General features: G+C 59.8%; 21 protein-coding genes. 8 read left to right on the top strand and 13 right to left on the bottom strand.

Annotation, left to right across the window (positions count from 1 at the left end; genetic code table 11):
* Positions 1-17: 17 nt before the first annotated feature.
* Positions 18-3,824, bottom strand: a complete 3,807-nt coding sequence (locus CAG02_RS00600; RefSeq protein ID WP_139831855.1) for a hypothetical protein — start codon at positions 3,822-3,824, stop codon at positions 18-20.
* A gap of 125 nt (positions 3,825-3,949) precedes the next feature.
* Entirely contained in the window at positions 3,950-5,056 is a 1,107-nt protein-coding gene (locus CAG02_RS00595) for a PilT/PilU family type 4a pilus ATPase (protein ID WP_085710065.1), read from the bottom strand.
* A 127-nt stretch (positions 5,057-5,183) separates the two neighbouring features.
* On the opposite strand from CAG02_RS00595, the gene CAG02_RS00590 reads away from it, so the two are divergent.
* Positions 5,184-7,721, top strand: a complete 2,538-nt coding sequence (locus CAG02_RS00590; RefSeq protein WP_085710066.1) for a PAS domain-containing protein — start codon at positions 5,184-5,186, stop codon at positions 7,719-7,721.
* A 50-nt stretch (positions 7,722-7,771) separates the two neighbouring features.
* Positions 7,772-8,047 (top strand): peptidylprolyl isomerase, encoded by a 276-nt coding sequence (locus CAG02_RS00585; protein ID WP_065260528.1) that lies wholly within the window; start codon positions 7,772-7,774, stop codon positions 8,045-8,047.
* Between the two features lie 48 nt (positions 8,048-8,095).
* Here the strand turns inward: CAG02_RS00585 and CAG02_RS00580 are convergent, their stop codons facing one another.
* From CAG02_RS00580 to CAG02_RS00535, 10 genes are all read right to left on the bottom strand, one after another.
* The gene (locus CAG02_RS00580) at positions 8,096-9,031 is read right to left on the bottom strand and encodes a sugar kinase (protein WP_085710067.1); all 936 of its coding nucleotides are present in this window, start codon (positions 9,029-9,031) and stop codon (positions 8,096-8,098) included.
* A complete protein-coding gene (locus tag CAG02_RS00575) occupies positions 9,031-10,251 on the bottom strand; it encodes an amino acid deaminase (protein ID WP_085710068.1) in 1,221 nt (406 codons plus the stop codon). The genes CAG02_RS00580 and CAG02_RS00575 overlap by 1 nt, the downstream gene beginning before the upstream one ends.
* A 39-nt stretch (positions 10,252-10,290) precedes the next feature.
* Complete coding sequence (locus tag CAG02_RS00570; protein WP_007952038.1) at positions 10,291-11,055, bottom strand: IclR family transcriptional regulator; 765 nt, start codon at positions 11,053-11,055, stop codon at positions 10,291-10,293.
* A 135-nt stretch (positions 11,056-11,190) separates the two neighbouring features.
* Positions 11,191-11,580, bottom strand: a complete 390-nt coding sequence (locus CAG02_RS00565) for a RidA family protein (RefSeq protein ID WP_007912330.1) — start codon at positions 11,578-11,580, stop codon at positions 11,191-11,193.
* A gap of 31 nt (positions 11,581-11,611) precedes the next feature.
* Positions 11,612-12,409 (bottom strand): amino acid ABC transporter ATP-binding protein, encoded by a 798-nt coding sequence (locus CAG02_RS00560; RefSeq protein ID WP_007960239.1) that lies wholly within the window; start codon positions 12,407-12,409, stop codon positions 11,612-11,614.
* Positions 12,406-13,068, bottom strand: coding sequence for an amino acid ABC transporter permease (locus tag CAG02_RS00555; protein ID WP_085710069.1), 663 nt, complete (start codon positions 13,066-13,068; stop codon positions 12,406-12,408). Before CAG02_RS00555 ends, CAG02_RS00560 begins: the two co-directional genes overlap by 4 nt.
* 9 nt (positions 13,069-13,077) lie before the next feature.
* Positions 13,078-13,740, bottom strand: a complete 663-nt coding sequence (locus CAG02_RS00550) for an amino acid ABC transporter permease (protein WP_059405928.1) — start codon at positions 13,738-13,740, stop codon at positions 13,078-13,080.
* Positions 13,741-13,791: 51 nt separating this feature from the next.
* The gene (locus tag CAG02_RS00545) at positions 13,792-14,640 is read right to left on the bottom strand and encodes a transporter substrate-binding domain-containing protein (protein ID WP_085710070.1); all 849 of its coding nucleotides are present in this window, start codon (positions 14,638-14,640) and stop codon (positions 13,792-13,794) included.
* Between the two features lie 301 nt (positions 14,641-14,941).
* Positions 14,942-15,223, bottom strand: a complete 282-nt coding sequence (locus CAG02_RS00540; protein ID WP_085710071.1) for a type II toxin-antitoxin system RelE/ParE family toxin — start codon at positions 15,221-15,223, stop codon at positions 14,942-14,944.
* The gene (locus CAG02_RS00535) at positions 15,213-15,461 is read right to left on the bottom strand and encodes a type II toxin-antitoxin system Phd/YefM family antitoxin (protein WP_007960251.1); all 249 of its coding nucleotides are present in this window, start codon (positions 15,459-15,461) and stop codon (positions 15,213-15,215) included. The genes CAG02_RS00540 and CAG02_RS00535 overlap by 11 nt, the downstream gene beginning before the upstream one ends.
* 314 nt (positions 15,462-15,775) lie before the next feature.
* Here CAG02_RS00535 and CAG02_RS00530 point away from each other — a divergent pair, with 314 nt between their 5' ends.
* The 6 genes from CAG02_RS00530 to CAG02_RS00505 all read left to right on the top strand — a co-directional run bounded on the left by CAG02_RS00530 (position 15,776) and on the right by CAG02_RS00505 (position 24,802).
* Complete coding sequence (locus tag CAG02_RS00530; protein WP_085710072.1) at positions 15,776-16,207, top strand: co-chaperone YbbN; 432 nt, start codon at positions 15,776-15,778, stop codon at positions 16,205-16,207.
* 176 nt (positions 16,208-16,383) lie between these two features.
* Positions 16,384-17,538, top strand: a complete 1,155-nt coding sequence (wecB, locus tag CAG02_RS00525; protein WP_085710073.1) for a non-hydrolyzing UDP-N-acetylglucosamine 2-epimerase — start codon at positions 16,384-16,386, stop codon at positions 17,536-17,538.
* Positions 17,535-19,709, top strand: a complete 2,175-nt coding sequence (gene nrfB / locus CAG02_RS00520; RefSeq protein WP_085710074.1) for a cyclic di-3',5'-guanylate-activated glycosyltransferase NrfB — start codon at positions 17,535-17,537, stop codon at positions 19,707-19,709. The genes wecB and nrfB overlap by 4 nt, the downstream gene beginning before the upstream one ends.
* Positions 19,706-22,864 (top strand): phage receptor, encoded by a 3,159-nt coding sequence (locus CAG02_RS00515; RefSeq protein WP_085710075.1) that lies wholly within the window; start codon positions 19,706-19,708, stop codon positions 22,862-22,864. The genes nrfB and CAG02_RS00515 overlap by 4 nt, the downstream gene beginning before the upstream one ends.
* Entirely contained in the window at positions 22,864-23,742 is an 879-nt protein-coding gene (locus CAG02_RS00510; protein ID WP_085710076.1) for a DUF4434 family protein, read from the top strand. The genes CAG02_RS00515 and CAG02_RS00510 overlap by 1 nt, the downstream gene beginning before the upstream one ends.
* The gene (locus CAG02_RS00505; protein WP_085710077.1) at positions 23,726-24,802 is read left to right on the top strand and encodes a diguanylate cyclase; all 1,077 of its coding nucleotides are present in this window, start codon (positions 23,726-23,728) and stop codon (positions 24,800-24,802) included. Before CAG02_RS00510 ends, CAG02_RS00505 begins: the two co-directional genes overlap by 17 nt.
* A 5-nt stretch (positions 24,803-24,807) precedes the next feature.
* Here CAG02_RS00505 and CAG02_RS00500 read toward each other — a convergent pair whose 3' ends face one another.
* On the bottom strand, positions 24,808-26,364 hold the full coding sequence (locus tag CAG02_RS00500; RefSeq protein WP_085710078.1) for a TerC family protein: 1,557 nt from the start codon (positions 26,362-26,364) through the stop codon (positions 24,808-24,810).
* Positions 26,365-26,509: the final 145 nt, after the last annotated feature.

The raw sequence follows: 26,509 nt of genomic DNA, 5'->3' as shown, positions 1-26,509 counted from the left end.
GTTGTGCTGCAGCAGGACTACTCAGAACGGTTCAGGGTCAGCAACACCGGCCCTGCAATCGCACCTTTACCCCGTGATGCCAGGCTCTGTTCGAGGGTGTAGAGGTTGCGTTCGAATCCGGGGTTATCGGTGTAGTACTGGTCAAGCAACGTGATCACCAACACCAGCGAGTCAGCGTTCTCGAGCGCTTTCGCTGGCGGAAGGAATTGCGTCGTGGCGCCTTCCACGTCCGTTGGCAGCCTGCCGCCGGCGAGCTCAAGCAATGACGTCACGTCCAGCGACTGTTCCTTCGCCTCTTTTTCTGCAACATCGCTGGCGTAACAGACATCTGTCGTCTGAGCGGCGCCATGCAGCATTTCGTGAATCAGGTCATCCGCCACGACGTCATGGTTGTAGCCGTGTCCGATGAAGTGAGCGTTCAGGTTGTGGGTGTAGATCTCCATGAACACCAGACTTGAGCGCTCGTTGCTGTCGGCAGCGATCCATTGTCTGTACAGCTGGTTGTTGAAGGCAGCGATATTGCCGCTGTCCCTGTATTGGTCGAGCACCAGATTACTCAGCGAAAAACCGGCGAAATCGGTACGTATCAGCTTCAGGTACTTCAACACCCGCGCTTTGATATCCGTAACGTTGCTACCCAAAAACGCTTTGATGATGAAATCGCCATTCTCGGCGAAGTCGTGATCGCTGAAAGCCTTGATCGCCTTTTCGATCTTGGCTCTGGCCTTCGGCAAACTTTTCTCGATCACGACGCGGGTGTAATCAAGCGGCAAGGTCTTATGGAATCGATTCAGTCTGAAAGGGGCATCGATTGTGAAATCCCTCAGTTTCGGCCCCCAGGCCTTGCCGGTGCGATCAAGTGCATACCAGTAGAAGTCTTTGCGCGCAGCCAGTACGGTCAGTGTTTCTGCACTCGCGGTTTTTGGCCGCCAGGTTCCTTTCCCAACCATGAGCCGGTGGCTCGCATCGAACCACTGCGCGGATTTGTGAGTACCTTTGACATGCCTCATTTGTGACTTGGCCAGCGCGATGATCTCCTGGGCCTGCCGACTCAGGCGCATTCCGCCCCTGTAGACCAGCTTGCCCGTGCCTCGGACAACCGAAGGCAGATCATCCAGCGGATTGAAAATGGAAATCCCGGTGGCAATGGCCAACCTGGAGAGATGCCCCAGTTTGAGCGACAGCGTAGAAGCCCTGGACACGATCGAAGTTGTTTTACCGACCACGCCAGCAACGGTGCCCACCAGGGCAATGGCATCCATCGCACAACCGTAGACACCATCGATAACCTTGTTGTAATCGCCGGAGCTCAGGTCCTGGATGCACTTCTTGAACGGTACGGCGAGGTCCACGATGTATGTCGCGACAACCTCCCCTTTGGCGCGTTCCTGTTCAAGCGCGGTGGGTGTCATGACACTTGTCTTCAACTGTTCGAACGTCATCAATGGATGGCGGGACACGATGAGCGCCGCGATCTGTTCAATTCTCGGATCAGAGAAATTTTTGTACTCACTGTGATTCGGAGTCGTGGGCATGGCCGGCGCAGGCAGTGTGATCAGCCGGTCGATGATCGCTTCGCTGCTGGTGACCCGAAAATCGTTCGCAACGCCCTCGATGTAACACTTGCGATTGATGGGCAGACGCTGCCTCGGCGCGGGTGAATCCGCAGAATGCAGGTCACCCTGGAAATCCGCCCTCGCCGGTGACTCGAGTTTGCCGCTTTGAACAATGAGATTGCCCAATTGATCGTTGCGATGGATTTCGCCGCGCAAGGTAAACAGCTCATAGCAGCGCAACGTGCCGCCATGGGAGACGCACATCACAATGCCGAAGCGCCCGGTGGCAGCATCCTTGTTCGCCTGGCTCTCCCAGGATGCCCTGTGAGCCTGTCCCTCACCCAATGGAATGGTCCGGGTATTCACCGCCGAATCGCGCACCGTAAAAAATGTCAGCTCGCCGCGCAGCAACTCTTGCAGGTCGAAAAAAGACAAGCGCGCCAGCGACAGTTTGAGGGTGGTGGTCAACGCTGTGTTCAAGGCAGCCAGATAACCGTTCAATTGATAATCGAACTCGACGTTGTTGTCCGCCAGCTGCAGCAGTTTCGGATAGCGGCGATAAATGCTCACCACCCCGGGATCGTAAAGCGCAGGCCTCTTGTGACCGGAAATCTCGCTCAGTAAATCGGTCGACGTGCTGTCGGGAAAGACAGCGCGCAAGTCCCACTCCTGCTTGGTGAGATCGCCGGACATGTGCAAATCGATCATCGACATGAGGGTCGGCGAAGCCCAAAGGCCCGGGCGCTGGTTGAGCAGTGGCCGATCCAGAAAGTCGCAGCCTGGGGCCGCACGCTCGAGTGCCGCCCTGGCGATGGATCTGCGGTCGGGCAGCGGTGCTGCATAGGCGATGCCGACCTGTGAGAAATTCGCGACGTATTGCTGATAGGCCAGGACAGCCTTTTGCGTCGCCGCCTGCTCGTCCTGTTTCAAATCGGCTCCAGTGACGACCCCGTTGACCAGCGCCCAGTCCACGACCGGATCGATCAAGGCCAACGCATGCACATCGGCCAGCGCCTGGCTGACGGGTTCCAGTCGGGCGTAAGCCATGATCTGCGAATAAGTCATCACTCGCGCAGCACCTTGAACCACGGCTTCGACCAAAGCCACACCGCGACAGAAAGCAACCCACTCGAGCGACCCGATCGCCATGGAAGTCGGAATCTGTCTGACGATAAATTCAGGTGCGATCCGCGCCAGGCACAAGTGAATCGCCAAGGGGGCTGCGTCATGGCTGACCCATTGATTGGCAACCATGTGCTGGCGCAACCCCTCCAGAACGACAGCTGCAGGCCTGCCGAGACCGTGTGGCGAGTACATTTCGTAACTGCCGACCGACTTCCGGTTCTGCTGCTTGCCGATGAAAGGATTGATGTCCAGCAACAGCGCGGTGGCCAGCAACTGCCCCGGTAGTTGAGCCGTGAATGCCTGGCCCGCCCCTGATCCGAACCATTCGAGTTTCTGCAGGCACGACCGTGCCCAGTCTTGCGAAGCCGGATGCTCGATGATTTGCGCTAACAACACAGCCGCATTGTCATGCACCGCCGCCCCGATCCCGGAAGTGGATAACAGATACTCCAGCAACCGGGTGTTGCCGGGCACTTCCTGACGGGTGAGTTTTTTTACAAGAAGGCACGTTTCGGCAGACAGCGTGACAAGCGAGGGGTCATCCGCAGCAAGTTGCCCCCAATAGTTGCCGAGGCTATCGACTTCCGGAAAGTCAAACTCGAAATATTCAATGAGATTAGTCAGCTGCGCCTCGGTGCCTGGCACATCGAAGCCATGAAACCCGAGCCACTGTTCGACTGTGATTTCATCGTCCGTCCATACATACCCGCCCGCTGCGCCGGCAACTTCTGCGATTACGGACAATAAATCGTGATCAAACCCCAATCCCTTTAAATGGCTGTGTTCCTTGAAGTCGATCCAGCCATCAGGAGCGAACACCTCCATTTTTCTGGATTGTGAAACGCAGATGGGAGGCCGGTCATCCGTCGTCAAACCAAGCAACAGGCTCCGCATGGCGACCGTGCGGGTCAGGTTGATCAGCAGCATCTGGCCCGGCGCATGGATCTGATACAAGGACGAGTTGTTCTTCAACTCGATCTGGTAGTCCCACCCCAGAATCTGCTGCTCCACCGGGTAACTCGCAAGGCACGACTTCAATTCAGCCAGCACCAGACTGCGCTCCACGGCGTCCGCTTCCAGGTACTGCCGCATGTTCGTACGGACAGCGTGTCTGTAAAACTTTTCTTCCCTTTCAAAACTCATACCGCTCCCTCCAAAAATCAACGAATCCGTTGGATCGGGGCGATATTAATTTCGGCCGACAAGCTTTGTTGCCGTTATGTATGAGGTCAGGTTTCAGGCTACACAATCAGTATCAATCTGCACGCTCAGTCCACCAGCCCCCAGTCTCCAGCACTGGAATCAGACGCAACGCCCTGGCGCTCGAGTTTTAACTTCAACTTCAGATTATTGGCTGAGTCAGCATGTTTAAGTGCCTCCTGAGCACCGAGCACACCTTCCACCACCAACTTGTAAAGTGCGTCATCAAACGTCTGCATCCCCAGTTCTGCAGACTTTTCCATGATGGTCTTCAACTCCCCGAATTCATTTCGCCGGATGAGATCGGCAATGGTGGGTGTACCCAACATGACTTCCACGGCAGCCCTGCGTTGCCCGTCAAGTGTGCGTACCAGACGCTGGGACACGAAGGCCTTCAAATGATTGCCTAATACGTGCAGCAACTGCGGGCGGCGCTCTTCTGGAAAGAAATTGATGATCCGGTCCAGTGCCTGATTGGCGTTGTTGGCATGCAGCGTCGAAAGCACCAGATGCCCGGTTTCTGCGAATGCCAGCGCATGCTCCATGGTCTCGCGATCGCGTATCTCGCCAATCAGCACTACGTCCGGGGCCTGGCGCAGGGTGTTTTTCAACGCCGCATGAAAACTTCGGGTATCGACGCCGACTTCCCGCTGGTTGATGATCGAGCGCTTGTGCCGGTGAATGTATTCCACCGGATCTTCTATGGTGATGATATGTCCGCTGCTGTGGCGGTTGCGATGATCGATCAGGGCGGCCAGGGAGGTGGACTTGCCCGAGTCGGTGGCGCCGACGAACAGGATCAGCCCCTGCTTGAGCATCACCGCTTCCAGCAGTACAGACGGCAGTTTGAGGTCTTCGAACCGGGGGATATCGAGCTTGACGTTGCGGATCACGATCGACACGTCGTTACGCTGCTTGAAGATGTTGACCCGAAATCGCCCGATGCCCGTGCGGGAGATTGCCAGGTTCATTTCCAGGTCCCGGTCGAACTCCCGGCGCTGCTCGGCGTCCATCAGGGACGCGGCGACAGTTGCCACCTCACCGGGTTTGAACGGTTGTTCGCCCAGAGGCATCAGCACCCCGTCAAACCGCGCGCTCGGCGGTGCGCCCGTGGACAGGAACAGATCCGAGCCGTGACGGCTCGCCAGTTGTTTGAGCAGTGCGTCGATTTCCATGGCCAGTAACACCCGCGAAGCTTTCAATGAACACAAGACCGTGCGTCGTGACGCGACGGGCCTTTCAGCGTCTACCGCACTAGGATAGTAGACGCCGCCTCACCGACCGACGCTCAGGACTGATGTGATGAACGCTGTACCGAACACCAACGACGCCCAGGCATTGATCGCCCGAACCGACTGGAGCCGCAGCCCGCTCGGCAGCGCCGGTACCTGGCCGCAGAGCCTGCGCACCGCGGTGGACATCGTGATTCACTCGCCGATGCCGATGCTGCTGTTGTGGGGTCCGCAGCTCACCCAGATCTACAACAACGGCTTCGCGGTACTGGCCGGCAACAAGCATCCACACGCTTTCGGACAGCCGGCGCACCAGATATGGCCTGAACTTCGAGACTTTACTGACCCGATTTACAGCGCCGTCCTACAAGGCCAGGTGCGAACCTACAGTGAACGACGCTTCACCCTGCAACGGGACGGCAAGGAGTCCGACTTCTGGCTGGACCTGACTTACAGCCCGATTCGCGACGAAAGCGCGCAAGTGGCCGGCATTCTGGTCACCGCCATCGAGACCAACGAACGCCGACGCATCGCCCTGGAACTCAAGCAGCGTTCCGAAGATAGCCTCAAGGCGCAAAAACAGACCGAGGAGCGCCTGCAACTGGCGCTGGCAGCCACCGACGCGGTCGGCACCTGGGACTGGGACATCGGTCAGGACCGTTTCATCGCCGATGCGCACTTCGCCCAGTTGCACGGGGTCGACCCGGCACTGGCCAGTCAGCTGCCGATCAGTGAATACCTGCACGGCGTGCATCCCGAGGACCGCGCGCTGATCGCCCGCAGCATCAAACATTGCATCACCCATGGCACCGAATACGCTGAGGAATATCGCCTGTTGCAGGCCAATGGCGACGTACGCTGGGTATTTGCGCGCGGGCGTTGCTACAAGGATCATCACGGGCGGCCAATGCGCTTTCTCGGCGCGGCGCTGGATCTGACCGAGCGCAAGCACACCGAGCAGGCCCTGCGCCAGAGCCAGACCGAGCTTCAACTGATCATCAACGCGATGCCGATCCTTATCAGCTACGTTGACCGCGAAGAGCGTTTTCGCCTGAACAACGCCGCGTACCTGGACTGGTACGGGCTGACCCCGCAGGAGCTGTACGGTCGCACGATCCGCGAAGTGATCGGCGAAGAGTCCTACTTTCTGCGTGCCCCGTACATCGCCGAAGCCCTGGCCGGCCGCCCTTGCTCGTTCAGTCTTTACACCCCTCATCGCGATGGCACTCAACGCCACGCCTTGATGAACTACCTGCCACGCCACGGCCCGGACGGCGCGGTGAACGGTTTCTACATCTTCGTGATCGACGAGACCGAACGCAAAAAGACCGAAGAAGCCCTGCGCAACCTCAATGAAACCCTTGAGGAACGCGTCAGCGCGCGTACCGAGCAACTGGCCCAGGCCAACCAGCGCCTGCAAAACGAAATGTTCGAACGCGAACGCGCCGAAGATGCCCTGCGCCACGCGCAGAAAATGGAAGCGGTCGGTCAGCTCACCGGCGGTATCGCCCATGACTTCAACAATATGCTGACCGGGATCATCGGCAGCCTCGACCTGATGCAGCGCTACATCGCCAGTGGCCGCGCCGACGAGATCGGCCGGTTCACCGACGCGGCCGTGTCATCGGCCAATCGCGCCGCGGCGTTGACCCACCGCTTGCTGGCGTTCTCCCGGCGCCAGTCGCTGGATCGCAAGACCTTGAACGTCAATGAACTGATCCATTCGCTGGAAGACCTGATCCGCCGCACCAAAGGCGACCCGATCGAACTGACCTTGCGCCTGGCCGACAACGTCTGGCCCGTCAGTACCGATGTCAGCCAATTGGAAAACGCCCTGCTCAACCTGGTGATCAACGCCCGCGACGCCATGCCGGATGGCGGTGAGCTGCTGATCGAAACGGCCAACGTTTATCTCGATGGCAACGACATCACCACCCTCGAGCCGGTCAAGGCCGGTGATTACCTGATGCTGGCGGTCAGCGACAACGGTACGGGCATGACGCCGTCGGTGCGCTCCAAGGCCTTCGATCCGTTCTTCACCACCAAGCCGATTGGCCAGGGCACCGGGCTCGGGTTGTCGATGATTTATGGCTTTGCCCAGCAATCCGGCGGGCACGTCAGCCTCGACAGCCTGCCGGGCCAGGGCACCTGTGTGCGCCTGTACTTGCCTCGCCTGCATTCTCTGGTGGCGGAGCCGGCGGTGACTGAAACGGTGACACAGACACCCGCCGTCGCGACCGGCGAAACCGTAGTAGTGGTCGAGGATGATCCTGCGGTGCGCATGCTGGTCATGGACCTGCTCAAAGAGCTGGGTTATCGCGCCCATGAAGCTGAAGACGCCAAAGGTGCCCTGCCGTTGCTCGAATCCGACCTGCGTGTCGACCTGCTGGTGACTGATGTCGGGCTGCCCGGCATGAACGGCCGGCAACTGGCGGAAATCGCCCGCCAGCACCGTCCGGGGCTCAAAGTGTTGTTCATGACCGGCTATGCGCAGAAAGCCGCCGAACGCCAGGGTTTCCTGGAGGACGGCATGGACATGGTGGCCAAGCCGTTCTCCATTGATCTTCTGGCTGGCAAGATCCGTACGATGATCAGCCAAAACCCGTGACTTGAGGCATAATCCGCGCCCCGCCGTCACCCCGCTACAGGTATTGCACGATGAAAGCCCAAGCCCGCCACATTCTGGTCAAGACTGCCGATGAGGCTGAAAAACTCAAACAACGCATCGCCAACGGTGAAGCGTTCGATGTGCTGGCGAAGAAGTTTTCGACCTGCCCGTCCGGCAAGCGCGGCGGCGATCTGGGTGAAGTGCGACCGGGACAGATGGTCGGCGCCATCGACGCAGTGATCTTCAAAAAACCGCTGCGCACCGTGCACGGGCCGATCAAGAGCAAGTTCGGCTATCACCTGGTGCAGGTGTTTTTCCGCGACTGATCCAGTGCCCTGAACGCGCAGCTTCGGCAGCGCCTTCAGGGATCGGACTCATTCCCTGGGGATCAGTGCTCCAGGCACTTGAATCACCCGGCTGGCCAACCGATGCCCCGCCTCCGCCGCTTGCGCAGGACTTGCGCCCGACAAGCGACTGGCCAGATACGCCGCACTGAACGAATCCCCCGCCGCCGTGGTGTCCACCACCTTCTCGACCTTCTGTGCCGGCACTTCGAACGCCTCCCCGTCGCAACGGATCAGACAGGCTTCGGCACCGCGCTTGAGCACCACTTCCGGCGTGCCAATCTGCGCGTACGCTTCAAACACCGCATCACAATCTTCGAAATGGAACAGCGCCTGTTCGTCGTCCACCGTCAGTAACGCCAGATCCACGTGAGGCAACACGCTGCGATACGCCGCCCGCGCCTCTTCTACCGAGGCCCACAGCCGTGGCCGGTAATTGTTGTCGAAGACGATCCGCGCATCGCGCTGGCGGGCTTCGATCAAGGTATCGATCAGTTTCTCCCGACCCAGCGCACCGAGTACCGCCAGCGTGATACCGCTGAAATACAGCACGTCGTAATCCGGCAGCGCTGCCAGAATCGGCGCGGCGGCGGGCGTGGTGAAGCAGTCGCGAACGGCGGCTTCGTTGCGCCAATAGAGAAAGCGACGTTCGCCGGCAGCGTCGGTCTGGATGCAATACAGGCCCGGCAAACGACCGGTCAAGCGCTGGACCAGATCCAGGCCAATGTTTTCAGCCGCCCAACTGCGGCACATGGCGTCACTGAAGCTGTCATCGCCCAGCGCAGTAACGTAATCGACCTGCGCCTTGTCACCCATGGCGCGGGACAGATAGACCGCCGTGTTCAGCGTATCGCCGCCAAAACTCTGTTGCAGGCTGCCGTCGGCACGCTGCTGAAGCTCGATCATGCATTCCCCGATCAGGGCAATGCGCGGGGTGTTCGGACCCAATGGACTGAGCGTGTTCATCAGAAACAGGTTTCCATGGTTTCGATCACCGACAGCTGCTCGTCCACCAGCAGCCCCACGCGCCACTTGTCGAAAGTCAGGCATGGGTGCGAAGTACCGAAGGAAATGATGTCGCCGACGCGCAATTCCACGCCCGGCGCCACGGTCATGAACGCGTGCTGGTCCATCACCGCCGTCACCTTGCAGGCACCGACATCCTCGCCCACCGCTGGCAGCACGCCGGCCTTGTAGCGCAGCAACGGCACCGGCATGCCCGCATCGAACGCCACGTCACGCTTGCCCAGGGCAATCACGGCAAAGCCCGGCTCCGGCATCGATTGCACATGAGCCCAGACTTCCAGCGCCGGGCGCAGGCCTTCATGCAGATCGCTGCGACGGTCGAGTACGCAGCACTGGGCTTCCTTGTAGATGCCATGGTCGTGAGCCACGTAACTGCCGGGACGCAACACGCTGAGAAAACGCCCGCCAGCGTTCTGCGCTTCGAACGACTCGGCGATCAGGTCGTACCAGGCCGAACCCGACGCGGTGATGATCGGTTTGGCGATGGCGAACGCGCCGCTGTCCTGCAATTGCACCGCCAGACGCACCAGCGAGGCGGCGAATTCACGGATGCCGCTGACAGCGTGATCGCCATGGATCACGCCTTCGTAACCTTCGATACCGGTCAGGGCCAGCGCCGGTTGCGCGCCAATGGCCTTGGCCAGTTCGATGACTTCCTGCTCAGTCCGGCAACCGCAACGACCGCCGACCACACCGTATTCGATCATCACGTTCAGGCGTACGCCGCGTGATGCGAAGTAAGCGCCCAGATCGGCGACATTGTCCGGGTGATCGACCATGCAATAGAAATCGAAACCCGAATCGGCCGCCAACAGATCGGCGATCAACGCCATGTTCGGCGTGCCGACCAGTTGGTTGGCCATCAACACCCGACGCACGCCATGGGTGTAAGCGGCACGTGTCTGGGTGGCACTGGCCAGGGTGATACCCCAGGCGCCGGCGTCGAGCTGACGACGAAACAGCGCCGGGGTCATGCTGGTCTTGCCGTGGGGCGCGAGTTCGGCGCCACTGTCGCTGACAAACTTTTGCATCCAGTGGATGTTGTGCTCCAGCGCTTCGCGGTGCAGTACCAGCGCCGGCAGGCTGATGTCACGCACCAGTTGCGCGCCAATGGCGGCATCCCCCTTTTCCACGGCAGCAGTGTTGTTGGCAGTCGTCATGGTCGAACTCCTCACAGTCGCGTCCGCTGGCGGGCGCAGTTATTCGTTGATACGCCGGGCGAGGCTGTTGGCGCTCTCGATCAGAACCCGGCGATAGTCGTTGTAGTTGGTTTTGGCATCTGCGCGCGGTGCGACGATGCACAGGGTGCAGATGGCCACGCCGCTCGGGTCTTTGACCGGCGCGGCGAAGCAATGGGTAAAGGTGTCGGCGACACTGTCGAACGAGAAGAAACCGTCGATGCCGGCCTGACGGATTTCCGCGAGAAAGGTCTCCATCGGCAGGCGTTCGCCACCGGGCAGGATGAAGTCGTCGGGGTCTATCAGGTCGCTGATCTGCTGGTCACTCAAGTGCGCCAGCAGCAAACGTCCGGACGCGGTCCACGGAATCGGCGCGTTCTCGCCGATATCGGAAGAAATGCGGAAATGTCGCTCGCCCTCCTTCATCAGCGCCACCGTGTATTTGCGCCCGTTGAGCAGGCACATCTGCGCGGTTTCCCGGGTCTGGCTGACGATCTCCTGCAAAGCATGATCGGCCTCGCGACTGAGGTCGAAATGCCGCAAGTGTGCCTGGCCGAGGAAGTACAACTGACGACCGAGATAGACGTGACCGTCCTTGCCCACCGGCTCCAGAATCCGCCGCTCGAGCAACGACGCCACCAGTTCGTAGACCGTGGATTTCGGGCTGCCGATGCCGTTGGCGATGTCGTTGGGGCGCAGTGGCTGGCCGATCTCCTTGAGGAAATCGAGGATATCGAACGCCCGGTCCAGACCGCGTGCCCGGCGCTTGATGGTGTCTTCGGTCATTTCTGTTGTTCCCATAAAAGATGCCGGGATGGTAACTGGCCCTTGGCGTTGTGTCAGTGGGATCGCGGCCCTCACCCTCTCCCCGAGGGAGAGGGCTAGGGTGAGGGGGCTACGGCCTCAGCAACGCCACATCTCTCAAGCCTTTTTCTTGTACGCAATGCAATCGATCTCGACCTTGCAGTCCACCATCATGCTCGCCTGCACACAGGCCCGGGCCGGTGCGTGTTCGGGCTTGAAGTACTCGCCGAAGACTTTGTTGAAACTGCTGAAATCCCGCGGATCGTCCAGCCACACCCCGGCACGGACCACATCTTCGAGGCCATACCCAGCCTCTTCGAGAATTGCGATCAGGTTCTTCATGGTCTGGTGCGTCTGCTCGACGATGCCACCGACAATAATCTCGCCATCCACCGCCGGCACCTGGCCGGAAACATGCAGCCAGCCATCGGCCTCGACTGCGCGGGCGAATGGACGTGGCTGGCCGCCAGCGGCGGTGCTGCCGGTGCCGTAACGCGTAATGCTCATGGATGTGTCTCCTGATTGAAAAAGTGAAAAGTCAGAACCGCGTGCTTTTGAGAAATTCCGCCAGCCGCGGCGATTGCGGACGCTCGAACAGTTCCTTGGGAGGCCCCTGCTCTTCGATGCGTCCCTGATTCATGAAAACGATCTTGTCCGAGACCTCGAAGGCAAAGCGCATTTCGTGGGTCACCAGCAACATGGTCATGCCGTCCTCGGCCAGGCCCTTGATCACGTTCAGCACTTCACCGACCAGTTCCGGGTCGAGGGCCGAGGTGACTTCGTCGAACAGCATCAGGCTCGGGTTCATCGCAATCGCCCGGGCAATCGCCACGCGCTGTTGCTGACCGCCGGACAACTGGCCGGGAAAGTGATTGCGCCGCTCCAGCAGGCCGACCCGCTCCAGCCATTTCTCGGCCAGGACCACGGCTTCGTCCTTGTGCATCTTTTTCACCTTGAGCAAACCCAGGGTGACGTTCTGCAACGCGGTGAGGTGCGGAAACAGGTTGAATTGCTGGAACGCCATGCCGGTCATCGCCCGATGACGTGCAATGACTTTTTCCGGGTGACGCACGCGTTTGCCGTTGAGTTCGTCATAACCGATGGACTCGCCGTCGAGCAGGATTTGCCCGCCCTGGAATTCCTCCAGCATATTCACGCAGCGCAGCAGCGTGGTCTTGCCCGAACCGCTGGAGCCAATCAGCGTCACCACGTTGCCGCGCTGCATGCTCAGGTCGACGCCCTTGAGCACTTCGACCGCGCCGTATTGCTTGTGCAGGCCACGGATGTCCAGCAGGGGCTGGCCATTCTGGACGTTGGAAACTTGAGCTTGAGTCATGGCAGGGCCACCCGCTTTTCAATATGCCGGCCGAGTAATTCGATGCCGTAGTTGATGACGAAGAACAGAAAACCGGCGAACAGATAAAACTCCAGGGTCATGAACGTCCGGGCGATGATCTGCTGGGTGCTGAGCAACAGCTCGGCCACGCCGATCACCGACAGCAAGGTCGAGGCCTTGACGATTTCCGTGGACGAGTTGACCCAGGTCGGCAGGATCTGCCGCAGCGCCTGAGGCAACAGCACGTAGCCGAGGGACTGATAGAACGTCAGGCCGATAGCCTTACTGGCCTCCATCTGCCCACGCGGCAAAGCCTGCAACGCACCGCGCACGATTTCGGCCACGTGGGAGCCGCAAAACAGCGTCAGACCCAGGGCACCTGCCTGAAACGCGCTGATCTGCCAACCGAACGCCGGCGCCATGTAGAAGCAGGCCAGCACCAGCACGAACACCGGGGTGCCGCGAATCAGGTCGACATAAAAGCGGAACGGCGCGCGCATCCAGAACTTGCCGTAGGTCAGCACCAGACCGGCAAATACACCGATAACCGTGCCGAACAGAATGGCCAGCGCCGACACCTGCACACTGGTCAGAAAGCCTTGCCACAAGGCTTCGCGGGCAATCCACAACTCATGCAACCAGCTGGGGGATTCGTACATCGCAGCCTCCTATCGGCGGATTGCCAGACGCTGCTCCAGGTAACGCAGCAGCATGGCAATGAGGTAACAGGCCGCGACATACAACGCCGTGGTCACCAGCCAGGTTTCGATCACCCGGTAGCTCTCGACGTTGATCTTGCGCGCGTAATAGGTCAGTTCCGGCACCGCGATCGCGGCGGCCAGCGAAGTGTCCTTGAACAGTGAAATGAAGTTGTTCGACAGCGCCGGCAGCACGTTGCGCAACATCACCGGCACGGTAACGTAGGCCTTCACCTGCCACTCGCCCAGACCGATGGCGAGCCCAGCTTCGCGCTGGCCCTTGGGGATGCTCAACAAACCACCGCGGAACACTTCGGTCAGATACGCCCCGGCGTACAACGACAGGGTGATGATGAACGACGGAATCTTGTCCAGCCGGATCCCCAGGCTCGGCAACGCAAAGTAGATCAACAGAATCAACACCAGGATCGGCGTGTTACGGATCACCGTCACATACACCGATGCCAGCACCCGCAAGGCGCGATGCTTCGACAGCAAGGCAAACGCCATCAGCAGGCCGATCACGCAGCCGATGGCGATCGACACCAGCGCCAGTTCGAGGCCCAGACCGAGCCCCGCCAGCAAGGTGTCGAAATCGCGCCACACGGCGGCAAAGTTCAACTGATAGTTCATGGTCGGCAGTACCTTGAGCGGGGCGCATCAGGGCGCCCCACTCTCACGGGATCATTTGAATTCGACAGGGAAACCGATGGCGGGCGATGGCAGATCAACGCCGAACCATTGCTTGAAGGACGCGGCGTAAGTCGGGAACTCAACGCCGGTCATGGCTTCATGCAAGGTGGTGTTGACGAAATTCAGCCAGTCCTGATCGCCACGTTTGACGGCGCAGGCGTAGGTCTGCGGGCTCCAGGCGTACGTCGGGCTGCGGTAGCGGCCGGGGTTCTGCACCATCAGGTATTTGACCGAAGACTGGTCGGTAGCAGCGGCATCGGCACGACCGGAGTTCACCGCCTGATACATCAGATCGACGCTGTCGTACTGATCGACCTTGGCCTTGGGCAGTGCCTGGTGCACCAGCTCTTCGGCGTACACGTTCTGCAGCACCGCCACGGTCACGCTGTCGCCGGCGGCCTGCAGGTCTTCGATTTCCTTGTACTTGCTGTTGTTCGGCAACAGCAGGCCGACGCCTTCGCGGTAGTAAGGCAGGGTGAACGCCACTTGCTGCGCGCGGCTGGCGGTGACGGTGATGAACTGGCAGCTCATGTCGACCTTGTCGGTCAGCAGGTTGGGAATCCGCGCATCGGACGACTGCACCACAAACTCGACCTTGTTCGGGTCATTGAACAGACCTTTGGCCACCATCCTGGCGATGTCGATATCAAAGCCCTGCAACTTGCCGTCCGCGCCCTGGAAATGCCACGGCGCGTTGGTGCTGCCGGTGCCCACGATCAGTTTTCCACGGGCCAGGACGCTGTCGAGCTTGCTGTCGGCCGCCTGGGCCATACCCATGACAGCGGACGAAGCCGCGAGAACAAAAACACACGCTTTGAACAAGGATGGTCGGCGATGCATGGCAAGCACTCCAGAGGATTGTTTATTCCGCTATACCGGAACTCGGTTTGTTACTACGGAATAGACAGCAGAAAGTGTGCCACGGGATTCGAGGGGAATCTGCAATGGAACGAAAAATTCATGGAATCAAAGAGATACGAAAAAAGTAAAAAGAGAAAAGCAGCGAGCGCGCGCAAGCGTGCGCTACCGTTGGCTACAGCAATGCGGGTAGCAGATTCCCAATCGGTGCACGAGTGATCGATTCTGGGGCGGTGCCATCTGTTACCGGAGGAGATACCAGTTCAGATGTGAGCGATAGAGGTCAACGTTCGGAGGCAAGTTTGTACACTTGTCCTCCCTCTCTCCTCCCTATGGCTATTACTGTGACGACCAGTAATTCGTCCTTGACGCGATAGACCAATCGATATCCGACGCTACGCAGCTTGATCTTGTAGGCGTTTCCAAGCCCCCTGAGCCGGTCGGCTGGAACATGCGGATTCTCAAGGCGCTCCTGAAGTTTCCTCTTCAACTGCTCCTTGAGATTCGCATCAAGCTTTTTCCACTCTTTCCAGGCTTTCTCCGAGAACTCAAGCTCATAGGTCATCTATCGAGACCTTTATGGTCGGATCATTTTCTCGCTCCTTGCACAGAGCTATCAGCTCCAGATCCTCAAGGCGATTCATCAGCGCCTCATAGGCTTTTGCCGGGACGCAATAAAAGGCCGGCTCATTGCGGTTGAGAATTGCAACTGAATCACCGCCGCCTGCTGCGACAGTACCCATGGGATTTTTTTTCAGTTCGGAAATGCTCGCTACGACTTGGGAAAGGACAATATGTGTCATGAAGGGTTGCCTCGGAGTGCTTTTAAGAGTGCTGAAAATAGCACTCCAGGGCGCATCTGACTTCAATCCTTTTGCTACGGAAACTGCTTTCAAACCTGCATCGCTGCCCATCAGGAACTCCTTTGATAAACGCCTGAAAAACAATACCAACTGCTTGGCGTCCGCGGATCTGAGTCTTCTGAGGGAATGCTCTGGCAGCAAAGTAGGACGAAATTATCCTTTGTAGGACCTACCTGTAATTTCTGACAGTAGACCGCCGTTTTGCCCTGTTTTAACGTCAAAGGCCTTCCAGACTCATTGATCAGGAGGCTCCAATGACGAAGCCGACTCGATATTCAGCGTTGCCCCCGACGTACCGGAAGGTCTTGAAAGCCAGGCGCCTCGTCGTCCTGTACTTCTTCAACGAGCATTGCGGTGCCTGTGTGTTTTCCGGTCCCGTTTTTCTCGAGATCGCCAAGCCCTTCCGGCCCTGGATGGATATCTTCATGCTCGATACCGCACAGTCGTGTCGACATCCCGATGTCACGGGCACTCCGACGGTGTTGTTTTACAAGGAAGGCGTACTGGTCAAAAAACTTAAAGGCATCGGCACGGATGAATCCCTCCTGCAAGATTTCACCCAATTCCTCGGCAAAACCAGATATCCCGCCCCGCCACGCAAACCAGCCCATGACCTGAGCTGGCTTCGCCACACCCTGCGTACCCTCTGCACCATCCCCCGCGCAAAACGATGGAACTTTTCCTGAAAGTGCCACCTAAGAGCCATCAGGTAATGGCACTTTCGTTCCAATTGATCTGTAACAACTAGCCTCGAGGCCCGATTGGACAAGCTCCCATCCGGCTGCTTTTCTTTATTTCTCAGAAAGAGATAGGTGCTGTTGGCTATCCGGCCACGGCCTTACTTCGTCCCAGGAGGGGTCTAATGTCCTTTAACGTCATGATGGTTTTCGGTACTCGCCCGGAGGCCATCAAAATGGCCCCGCTGGCCCGGGTTCTGCGTCAGTGGCCCGACATCAAACTCAACATCTGCTCGACCGGCCAGCATCGGGAGATGCTCAAGCAGGTCCTCGACGCGTTCGAACTGACGGTCGATGAAGACCTGCAAGTCATGACCCAGGGCCAGACCCTCAACGGCCTCTCGCAACATCTGCTTGCACAACTCGATCAGGCCTACGAACGGGTCAAGCCGGACATCGTGCTGGTCCACGGCGACACCACCACCAGCTTCATCGCCGCCCTCGCCGCCTTCAATCGCCAGTTGCCGATCGGCCACGTCGAGGCTGGATTGCGCACCGGCAACCTGCGCGCGCCCTGGCCGGAAGAAGCCAATCGGCGCCTGACCGGCGTCATCGCCGACCTGCACTTCCCGCCGACCGGCAAGGCCGAAGCCAATCTGCTGCGCGAAGGTGTACCTCAAGACAACATCGAAATCACCGGCAACACCGTCATCGATGCGCTGCTGTGGATGCGCACGCACCAGCAGCAAAGCCAGTGGCGTCCGGCGGCCGATTCTCCCTTGTCGGTGCTCGACGACAGCCGTCGCATGGTGCTGATCACCGGCCATCGCCGGGAAAACCTCGGCGACGGTTTCCAGAACATCTGCCAGGCCCTGGCCGATCTCGCCCTGCGCTACCCGGATGTGCAATTTGTCTATCCGGTACACCTCAACCCGCAGGTGCAAAGCGCGGTGTACGGCATGCTCGCCGACAAACCCAACATTTATCTGGTCGCCCCGCAGGATTACCCGAACTTCGTCTGGCTGATGGGCCGTGCGCACTTCATCCTGACCGACTCCGGCGGTGTCCAGGAGGAGGCTCCGGCCATCGGCAAACCGCTGCTGGTGTTGCGTGATGTTACCGAACGCCCTTCCGTACTCGAGGGCGGCACCGTGTTGCTGGTAGGCACCGACACCGCGAAGATCGTCAAGGAAGCCAGCCAGTTGCTCGATGACGAAGCAACCTATCAACGCATGAGCCGCGTCCACAGCCCCTACGGTGACGGTCACGCCAGTGAACGCATCGCCAAACGCCTCCACGCCTGGCTGAGCGCACGCTCGGCGGCGGGTAACGGCGTATGAGTCTGGGTTGGGTCGACTTCTTTGCGTATGTGCTGTTTGGTCTGAAGTATGTGGCGATCATCCTCGCCCTGCTGATGTTCATCCTCGGCCTCGATGACCTGTTCATCGACCTCGTCTACTGGAGCCGCAAGTTCATCCGGCGCTGGCGGATCTACGAGAAATTCAAACGCGCCGACGAGGAGCGCCTGTATTCGATTCCCGAGAAGCCGCTGGCGATCATGGTGCCCGCGTGGAACGAAGTCGGCGTGGTCGGCGAGATGGCGCGGCTGGCCGCCTCGACCATCGACTATGAGAACTATCAGATTTTCGTCGGCACCTACCCCAACGACGCCGAGACCCAGGCCGATGTCGATGCGGTCTGCCAGCACTACCCCAACGTGCACAAAGTGGTGTGCGCCCGACCTGGCCCAACCAGCAAGGCCGACTGCCTGAACAACATCATCGACGCGATCCTGCGCTTCGAGAGCGAGGCGAAAATCCAGTTCGCCGGCTTCATCCTGCACGATGCCGAAGACGTGATTTCACCCATGGAGTTGCGCCTCTACAATTACCTGCTGCCGAACAAGGACCTTATCCAGATTCCGGTCTACCCCTACGCACCGGAATGGAAAGGCTTCACCGCCGGGCACTACGTCGATGAATTTGCCGAGAACCACGGCAAGGACGTCATCGTCCGCGAAGCCCTCACCGGCCAGGTGCCCAGTGCCGGCGTTGGCACCTGCTTCAGCCGTAAAGCCATCAGCGCCCTGCTGGAAGACGGCGACGGCATTGCCTTCGATGTGCAGAGTCTCACCGAAGACTACGACATCGGTTTCCGCCTCAAGCAGAAAGGCATGAAATGCATCTTCGCCCGCTACTCGGTCAGCGATCCGAAACTGGCGCTGGAACAACCGTGGGTGTTCGGGATGAACCGCGAGTTTTCCCAAGTGATCTGCGTACGAGAACATTTCCCACGGGACCTGCAACATGCGATCCGGCAGAAGTCGCGATGGATCGTCGGCATCGTGTTTCAGGGCACCAAGAACCTCGGCTGGAGCCGCAAGGGTCTGCTCAATTACTTCCTGTGGCGCGACCGTCGCGGATTGATCGCTTATTTGCTGAGCTTTCTGGTCAACCTGCTGTTCCTGGTGCTGCTGGCGATGTGGGCGGTCACGGTGATTTCCCCGGACTCATGGCGCTATCCGTCGATCCTCGCCGACAGCTCGTTGCTCTCGGTGCTGCTATGGCTTAACGGGCTGATGCTGTTCAACCGTCTGTTCCAGCGTGGCTGGTTCGTCACCCGTTACTACGGATTGGTGGAAGGTCTGTTGTCGGCACCGCGCATGATGTGGAGCAACTTCGTCAATTTCTTCGCCAACCTGCGCGCCCTGCGGCAGGTCATGGAGATGGGCGACTCGCGGCGCGTAGCCTGGGACAAGACCACCCACGAATTCCCGGCACTGACCAAGGCGCAACGCACCCCGCTCGGCCATCGGCTGGTGGAAAAAGGCCTGCTGACCGAAGAACAACTGGAAGCAGCAATTACCAGCCCGGTGCGCCGTCGCCTTGGGCGCGAATTGTTGCTGCGCGAATACATCGACAGCACACAACTTGTGCAAACCCTCGCCGAACAGCTGGATCTGGAGTGGGCGCCGCTTAATCCGTTCAAGCTCGACAAGCGCCTGATCGATGCCGTGCCACGCCGGGTCGCGTCGCACTACGGCGTGCTGCCGGTAGCCGAAGAAGGCGACACGCTGATTCTGGCCTCCGAAGGCCCGGTCAGCCAGGTCTCGCTCGGCGCCATCAGCCGTCAATTGAAACGCCCGGTGCGTAGCCGTCTGGCCCCCCAGGGCCGCGTCACATTGGGGATTCGCTACTGGTACGCCAGTCCCCGCCAGAATGAGGAAGTGCGTCATATGCTCGAAGTGCTTGAGCGCCATCAGGACGATGAAGCCTTGCTGGAGCGGGTCAGCCGCCATCAGGTGCTGCTGGGCAATCTGTTGCAGGTACGCGGCATGGTGCCGCCGACTCTTTTCAATCAGGCGCTGATCGACTTTGATGCCGAACAGATGTCGCTCGGCGAACACCTGATTTCCCGGGGCATGATCACCCAGGAAGTTCTGGAACAGGCCCTGGCCGATCAGGCCAGCGAACAGCAAGCCGCCTACCGCATTGTCCGGGAGGTCGCATGAAGCCTGTGCATCGTCACACCTTGCTGATGGGCAGCCTGCTGCTGGGCCTGAGCACTGCATATCCGCTACAGGCTGCGCCGCTGAGCGACTTCGAGCAGTTCCGCAGCTATCCCTACATGGACCGCAGCTACCGCGAAGCGAAAAAGGGCAACTGGAAAGAAGTCGAGCGTCTGATGCGCCACTTGCTGGAAAAGGTCCCGAAAAACGATGAGGCCCGGGCACTCCTGGTTGAGGCCCTGGCCAAACAACGCCGCTACAAAGACGCGATGCAAGCGTTGCCGGCCAACAGCGACGCCCTCCTCGACCTGCGCCTGACCTGGATCGAACAGGATCCCCCCACCAGCACTCAGGTTGAAAGCTGGATGGCCACCAGCAGCCTGAATGACCGCGTGCGCCTGTGGCAGGCTTATAGCCTGAGCCTGGCCAAGTTCGGCGGCGCGGCCAAGGCTCACGACTGGCTGGCGCAACTGTCGCCCAAGGGCGATGACAATATCCTGCGTCTGGCGCGGGCCAACTGGTCTGAGCAACTTCGCGACTGGAGCGGCACCATCGATCAACTCGCGCCTCTCGCGGCACGTAAACAGCTGGATGCCGAAGGCTGGCAACGTCTGGCCAATGCCTACGTCCAGCGTCTCGACGAAAAACCGCTGCAACAACTGTTGCAACAGGCTCCGAGCCCGGAGGCCGCGCGCAAAGTCCGCCTGGCAATGGTCGACCGCGCCATCGCCATGGGTCACGAACAACAGGCACAACGCTGGATTCAATCGTTGCCAGACTCCGATCTGGCCGACCCGGCACAACGCCAGCGCCTTTGGGAACTGGCGCGCAAGACCGAAGACGTGCCGACCGTGCAGCGCTTGAGCAACGACCTGCAGCGGCCTTGCCTGGAGACCGCCGAATGGTTGTCGCGCCAGGATCCGGAAGCAGCGCTCAAGCAATTTCGCGGTTGCACACCTGACGACGACCCACAAACCTGGCTGATACTCGCCCAACGCCTGCAAGCCACCGACCTGCTGCAAACCACCCGACTGCCGCAGCCGTGGGACAGTCGCCGTCAGGAGCAAATCTTGAATGTCTGGCAGGATCAGGGCCGCAGCGACAAGGTCGATGCGTGGCTGGCTGGCCAGACTCAAACGCCTGAAATCGTCAAACGTCGGGCAGAACTGTCACAACGCATGGGCCGCATGACCGAAGCCCAGACCTTGTGGGAGCTTCACTATCGGCAGACCGGCAACCTGAATTCGCTGAATCAGGCCACCTATCTGGCGGTAAACAATGGCGATCACGCACAGGCGCAACGGTTGCTGGAAACCGCGTTCGACCGTCATCAAGGACGCTTGCCGGCCACAGCACTCCAACGTCTGGCCGGACTTTATGCAGCTTCGAAAACCACGACACCGGAACAACAACGACGCATGTCTTCGTTGCTCACCCATGTGGATGGCGCCACCCGTGGTCAGTTACTCGCGCAACTGGCTGAAAACGGTCAGTGCGATGCCGTTCAGCAAGCCATCGGCAACCACCCGCAAGTCGCAGGCGATTATCGCGCCCTGGGTCGGTGTGCAATGCCGGATAGGCCGGGCGAGGCTGTCGTGTATTACCAGCAAGCGGAAAAACTTGGTGACCGCAGCAGCCGGCTGCCTTTGGCCTACGCTCTCGAAGCCGCTGGCGATTCCGCAGGAGCATTGGCTATCTGGCGCAGCATTCCCGCAACAGAACTGAGCGATAACGCCCGCCTCACCGCCAGCCGAAGCGCGCTGAATGCCGGTGACAGCCAGGCCGCTGAAGGCTACTGGCAGCAAAGCGCGACGCGGGGTGCCAATGAGTGGGCTCTCGGTGCAGCCATCGCCGATGCCCGTGGCGATCATGTCCAGGCACTTGAACGTCAGCGCAAAGCCTTGCAACAAGCACCGGACGCCGGGCACTTCTACGCAGCGTCGGTCACCGCACAAAAGGCTGGTGACTTGCCGCAAAGCACCGCGTGGCTGGCCGAGGCCGTCCGCCGCGATCCGAACAACCCACGTTACCGCGCCGACTACGGCATGCGTCTGGCCGGCGCCGAAACCCGCGAGGAGCGCGCCACCGCAATCCCCTATCTGCAACAGGCCACTCGTGACTTCCCCGAAGATTACCGACTCGGTGAAACCCTGGCCTGGCGCTATGACGAAGTGGAAGACAGCGCCTCGGCCCGCAAGGAACTGCGCCGGGTGATCGATCTGGAACAAAACCCGGTGGCCGCCGACGACGAGGATGGCAGCATGGAAGCGCGCCGCTACCGTCAGCGCCGTGCCCATGAAACCCTCTCCCGTCGTGACAGCCGCACGATTGCCAGCACCTGGTCACCGGCCGGAGTGTCGACCAATGACTTCGTGCGGCCGGACGAAACCAAAGGTTCGAACCGCCGCGCCGACTCGCAAAACGTACAACTGGCGATGTGGGATCACGCCCTCGGCGATGAGCCAAGCCGCGCCGGCAGCACGCTGTCAGTGTATGGCCGGGTCCTGCTCGGTGGACAGGGTCGCTCCAGTTACGCCGAGTCCCTCGCCGCCGGTGTCGGCCTGCGCTACAAGCCGTGGGGTACGCAGAACATCAACTTCTACGGTGAAATCTACAAACAGAGCCAGTTCAACGATGACGACAATCACAGCTTGAGCCTGGGCCAGATGCTGGTGCCGGAAAAACTGCTGGATCAGATCAATGATCATCGCCAGGACGGCCACACCACCACCGACTACCTGCTGCGCGCTACGGCCTCATTCCTCGATCAGGGCAAGTACCGCAACGACTGGCGCGTCGACGAAAACGACTGGGACGAGCGTTTCCTCTACCTCGACGCCGCCTGGTGGACCAAGGCCGGCGATCACCAGTGGCTGTCGCGGTTCCAGCAGGGGCATGCGTGGAAGCTGCCGAACAGTGGCGCCCAGACGATCATGCCTTATGGCTTCCTCGAATTTGCCAGCCAGGACCCGAGCAACGACTGGCGCCAGGATCTGCGCACCGGTGTCGGTCTGCGCTGGCAATGGTGGTACGACGAGGATCGCTACAACGCCTACCGCTCGAAACTGACGGTACGCACCGAATATCAACAGTCGCTGGGCGGCAATCTGTATGAAGGCGGCAACGGTGTGCTGCTGGGCGTGGAGTGGAATTTCTGATGGCTCGATGGATGTTGTTTTTCTGCCTGCTGCTGGGCGCGACTCTCGCACGGGCCGATGAGCGGGTGTTCTATCAGCCGCTGAATGTCGATGCCGGCCTGACCCAGGCGCAATGGCAGAAAGTCTGGCAGGACACGGCCCGGCAAGGTGCACGGACTGTGATCGTGCAATGGACTTCGTACGGTGACTCGGACTTTGGCGGTGCCAATGGCTGGCTCGCCAACAGCCTGAAACTCGCCCGACAGCAAGGCCTGCAACTGGTGCTCGGGCTGTCGATGGACCCGGCGTACTACAAACGCATCGACGAACTGGACAGCGCCGGCCTCGGCGCCTACTGGCAGGCACAACTGGGACAATCGCTGGCGCAGCAACAGAAGCTGCGTCAGGAGTGGAAGCTGCCGGTCAGCGGCTGGTATCTGCCGCTGGAACTGGACGACTTGCACTTTTTGGCGGCCGACCGGCGGGCAACGCTCCAGCGCCAGCTGAAGGATTTCGCCGCAAAACTGGACGCACCGCTGCATGTCAGCGCCTTCAGTGCCGGCAAGCTGGCCCCGACAGTCAACGCCCAATGGCTGGGGGATCTGACAGCGGCGGGCGCGCAGGTCTGGTGGCAGGACGGCGCGGGTACCGGACGCCTGCCAGTGCTGGTGCGCAACGGCTATGCCAGCGTACTGCCCTGCTCCGTCGGCATCGTGCGTGAAGCGTTCCGCCAGGTCAGCCGTGAAGGCGAGGCTTTTCGTGCCGAGCCGGCAACCCCGGATGCCACTTCCACCGGCTGTCATCAAAGTGCAGTGTTTTCCCTGCGATACCGGCCGTGGGGACAGGTGATTCTCGACAACCAGCGCAAGCATCCGGGCAGCAATGTACAAAACCATTGAAGACGAAGTCCTGAAGCGAACCGCACCCGCCGAGCTGTGGGACGAGTTCATCCAGCATGAGTTCGAGCGGCTGCATTCGTTCTGCCTGCTGATCTACCTGGCCAGCATGGGCATCTGGCTGGCCTTCGACCTGATCGTCAGTTTCCTCGGCGATCAGGGTTTCACCTGGCGCTCGATGATCTTCATCGCTGCGTTTGCCGTGCTCGCCGTGGTGTTGATGTTCACGCGCAAGGCTCGCCACTTCGACTGGCTTAACCTGACCTTCGTGTTCCTCATCACCCTGGGCATACGGCTGGTGATCGACGGATTGCCGCCGACGTTTCACGGCATCTGGCTGGTGCTCGCTGCCGCCACCACGCTTTACAGCGCCTCCGTGCTGCCACTCAGTCGCTGGTCGTTCTTCGGCGCGCAAGTCGTCACCTGGCTGATACTCAACCCCTTCATGGGGACCGGTATCGGCCTGCTGGAACTCAAAGGCGTCATGACCATCGCCTACAGCGTGTTTCTCTGTGCGTTGACGATCTATACGTTTTTGAAACTGCGCGAGACCAAGCTCTACAACTACATCATGTCCAAGCTGTTGCTGGATCAGGCCTACAACGACACGCTGACTGAAATCCCCAACCGCCGCTCGTTCATGACCCGCGCCGAAAAGAGCCTGCAAGCAGCGCCTCGCGAGCACGACCATTACCTGGCGATGATCGACATCGACAACTTCAAGAAAGTGAATGATGTGTACGGCCACGACATCGGCGATGAAGTGCTCAAGCGGATCGCGGCGGACATCAAAGCGGTAATGGCACCGTTCGAATACGCGCGACTGGGTGGCGAGGAATTTGCGATTTATCTGGCGGGCGTGCGCCGCGAGGACGTCGAGGCATTGGCCGGTGAGTTATGCCGGGTGGTGCGTGAGCAAACCACCCGGCATCCGGTGACCATCAGCATCGGTGTGGCCCGGGTCGAAGATGGCGATACCCTCAACCAGGCCCTGATCAAGGCTGACGAAGCATTGTATGAGTCAAAGCACACCGGGAAAGACCGGTATACCTTTCATCAGTGAGGCCGTCAGGCCTCACGCTTGAGCAACACTCGCGTTACCCGTCGCTCCTCGACCGCCATCACGGTCATGCCCCAACCGGCATGTTCCAGGCGATCGCCCTTCATCGGCAGCCGATCCAGAAGACTCATCACCAACCCTGCGAGGGTCTGGTAATCCTCAGTCGGTTCGGCCGTGAAACCGGTGCGCTGGCGAATCCGCGTCAGGTTCATCGCACCATTCACCACAAACCCGCCCTGCTCTTCGATCACATCCGGGCCAGCGATTTCACTGGCGTCCGGCAGCTCGCCGGCAATCGATTCGAGGATATCGGTCATGGTCAACACGCCGACAAAATCACCGAATTCGTTTACAACAAACGCGATGTGGGTAGACGCAGCGCGCATCTGCTCGAGAGCATTGAGGATCGAATAGCTGTCGAGCAGGTTCAGCGTCTTGCGCGCCAGGTGTTCAAGGTTCGGCTCGTTACCGGCCAGATACTCCTTGAGCAGCTCCTTTTTGTGAACGAAGCCCAACGGTTCATCCACCGCACCGTTGCGAATCAGTGGCAGGCGCGAGTAGGAGGAATGCATCAGTCGCGTACGAATCGCCGCTGCGTCGTCCGCCAGATCAATGTAATCGACATCGGCGCGCACGGTCATCAGGGTACGGATCGGGCGTTCTGCCAATTGCAGCACGCCGCTGATCATCACCCGTTCGCGACGGTCGAACAGCTCCGCACTGGGTGCTTCGCCATCGTCCAGCAAGTCGGAAATCTCCTCGCCCACCTCTTCCACCGCCAGTTTGCGGCCACCCAACAATCGCATCACCGCGTGGGCCGTACGTTCACGCATCGGGCGCAAGCCCTGCATCGAGCGCTTGCGACGGGCCCGGGCGATCTGGTTGAACACCTCGATCAGGATCGAGAAACCAATCGCGGCATACAGATAACCTTTCGGGATGTGGAAACCCAGGCCTTCGGCAGTCAGGGCAAAACCGATCATCATCAGGAAGCCCAGACAGAGCATGATCACCGTCGGGTGCGCGTTGACGAAACGAGTCAGCGGCTTGCTGGCAACGATCATGACGCCAATGGACACGACCACCGCGATCATCATCACCGCCAGTTCATCGACCATGCCCACGGCAGTAATCACCGCATCGAGGGAGAACACGGCATCGAGCACAACGATCTGCGCCACGATCGGCCAGAACAATGCATAAGCGGTGTTGGTCGAGCGTTCGCCGACGTGGCCCTCAAGCCGTTCGTGCAATTCCATGGTGGCCTTGAACAGCAGGAACACACCACCGAACAACATGATCAGGTCACGGCCGGAGAAGCTCTTGCCGAACACCTCGAACAGCGGTGCCGTGAGGGTGACCAGCCAGGAAATACTCGCCAGCAGGCCAAGACGCATGATCAGCGCCAGGCTCAAGCCGATGATTCGTGCGCGGTCGCGCTGATGCGGCGGCAGTTTGTCCGCCAGGATCGCGATAAACACCAGGTTGTCGATACCCAGTACCAGTTCCAGCACGATCAGTGTCAACAAGCCCAGCCATGCCGTGGGATCCGCTAACCATTCCATATTCTGTCTCTATCTCTCTTCAGTGATTTCAGGCTGCCGGGCACGGCAAAGTGCGGCGCGAAAGCTCGAAGGCTGCGCCATCAACGATAGTCGGGAGTCGGAAAACCGGATGCTGCGAGTGCGTCAAGACCGCGCCGTGGCGCGA

Source organism: Pseudomonas sp. R43(2017) (assembly GCF_002112345.1).
Lineage (GTDB): Bacteria > Pseudomonadota > Gammaproteobacteria > Pseudomonadales > Pseudomonadaceae > Aquipseudomonas > Aquipseudomonas kribbensis.
The sequence above is the reverse complement of the archived record's forward strand: the minus strand, read 5'-3'. Positions and strand labels throughout refer to the sequence as shown.

What these genes read in the sequence shown, in the direction of transcription:
- CAG02_RS00600 (WP_139831855.1), bottom strand. Translation starts at nt 3,824, where the DNA reads ATGAGTTTTGAAAGGGAAGAAAAGTTTTACAGACACGCTGTCCGTACG.
- CAG02_RS00595 (WP_085710065.1), bottom strand. Translation starts at nt 5,056, where the DNA reads ATGGAAATCGACGCACTGCTCAAACAACTGGCGAGCCGTCACGGCTCG.
- CAG02_RS00590 (WP_085710066.1), top strand. Translation starts at nt 5,184, where the DNA reads ATGAACGCTGTACCGAACACCAACGACGCCCAGGCATTGATCGCCCGA.
- CAG02_RS00585 (WP_065260528.1), top strand. Translation starts at nt 7,772, where the DNA reads ATGAAAGCCCAAGCCCGCCACATTCTGGTCAAGACTGCCGATGAGGCT.
- CAG02_RS00580 (WP_085710067.1), bottom strand. Translation starts at nt 9,031, where the DNA reads ATGAACACGCTCAGTCCATTGGGTCCGAACACCCCGCGCATTGCCCTG.
- CAG02_RS00575 (WP_085710068.1), bottom strand. Translation starts at nt 10,251, where the DNA reads ATGACGACTGCCAACAACACTGCTGCCGTGGAAAAGGGGGATGCCGCC.
- CAG02_RS00570 (WP_007952038.1), bottom strand. Translation starts at nt 11,055, where the DNA reads ATGACCGAAGACACCATCAAGCGCCGGGCACGCGGTCTGGACCGGGCG.
- CAG02_RS00565 (WP_007912330.1), bottom strand. Translation starts at nt 11,580, where the DNA reads ATGAGCATTACGCGTTACGGCACCGGCAGCACCGCCGCTGGCGGCCAG.
- CAG02_RS00560 (WP_007960239.1), bottom strand. Translation starts at nt 12,409, where the DNA reads ATGACTCAAGCTCAAGTTTCCAACGTCCAGAATGGCCAGCCCCTGCTG.
- CAG02_RS00555 (WP_085710069.1), bottom strand. Translation starts at nt 13,068, where the DNA reads ATGTACGAATCCCCCAGCTGGTTGCATGAGTTGTGGATTGCCCGCGAA.
- CAG02_RS00550 (WP_059405928.1), bottom strand. Translation starts at nt 13,740, where the DNA reads ATGAACTATCAGTTGAACTTTGCCGCCGTGTGGCGCGATTTCGACACC.
- CAG02_RS00545 (WP_085710070.1), bottom strand. Translation starts at nt 14,640, where the DNA reads ATGCATCGCCGACCATCCTTGTTCAAAGCGTGTGTTTTTGTTCTCGCG.
- CAG02_RS00540 (WP_085710071.1), bottom strand. Translation starts at nt 15,223, where the DNA reads ATGACCTATGAGCTTGAGTTCTCGGAGAAAGCCTGGAAAGAGTGGAAA.
- CAG02_RS00535 (WP_007960251.1), bottom strand. Translation starts at nt 15,461, where the DNA reads ATGACACATATTGTCCTTTCCCAAGTCGTAGCGAGCATTTCCGAACTG.
- CAG02_RS00530 (WP_085710072.1), top strand. Translation starts at nt 15,776, where the DNA reads ATGACGAAGCCGACTCGATATTCAGCGTTGCCCCCGACGTACCGGAAG.
- wecB (WP_085710073.1), top strand. Translation starts at nt 16,384, where the DNA reads ATGTCCTTTAACGTCATGATGGTTTTCGGTACTCGCCCGGAGGCCATC.
- nrfB (WP_085710074.1), top strand. Translation starts at nt 17,535, where the DNA reads ATGAGTCTGGGTTGGGTCGACTTCTTTGCGTATGTGCTGTTTGGTCTG.
- CAG02_RS00515 (WP_085710075.1), top strand. Translation starts at nt 19,706, where the DNA reads ATGAAGCCTGTGCATCGTCACACCTTGCTGATGGGCAGCCTGCTGCTG.
- CAG02_RS00510 (WP_085710076.1), top strand. Translation starts at nt 22,864, where the DNA reads ATGGCTCGATGGATGTTGTTTTTCTGCCTGCTGCTGGGCGCGACTCTC.
- CAG02_RS00505 (WP_085710077.1), top strand. Translation starts at nt 23,726, where the DNA reads ATGTACAAAACCATTGAAGACGAAGTCCTGAAGCGAACCGCACCCGCC.
- CAG02_RS00500 (WP_085710078.1), bottom strand. Translation starts at nt 26,364, where the DNA reads ATGGAATGGTTAGCGGATCCCACGGCATGGCTGGGCTTGTTGACACTG.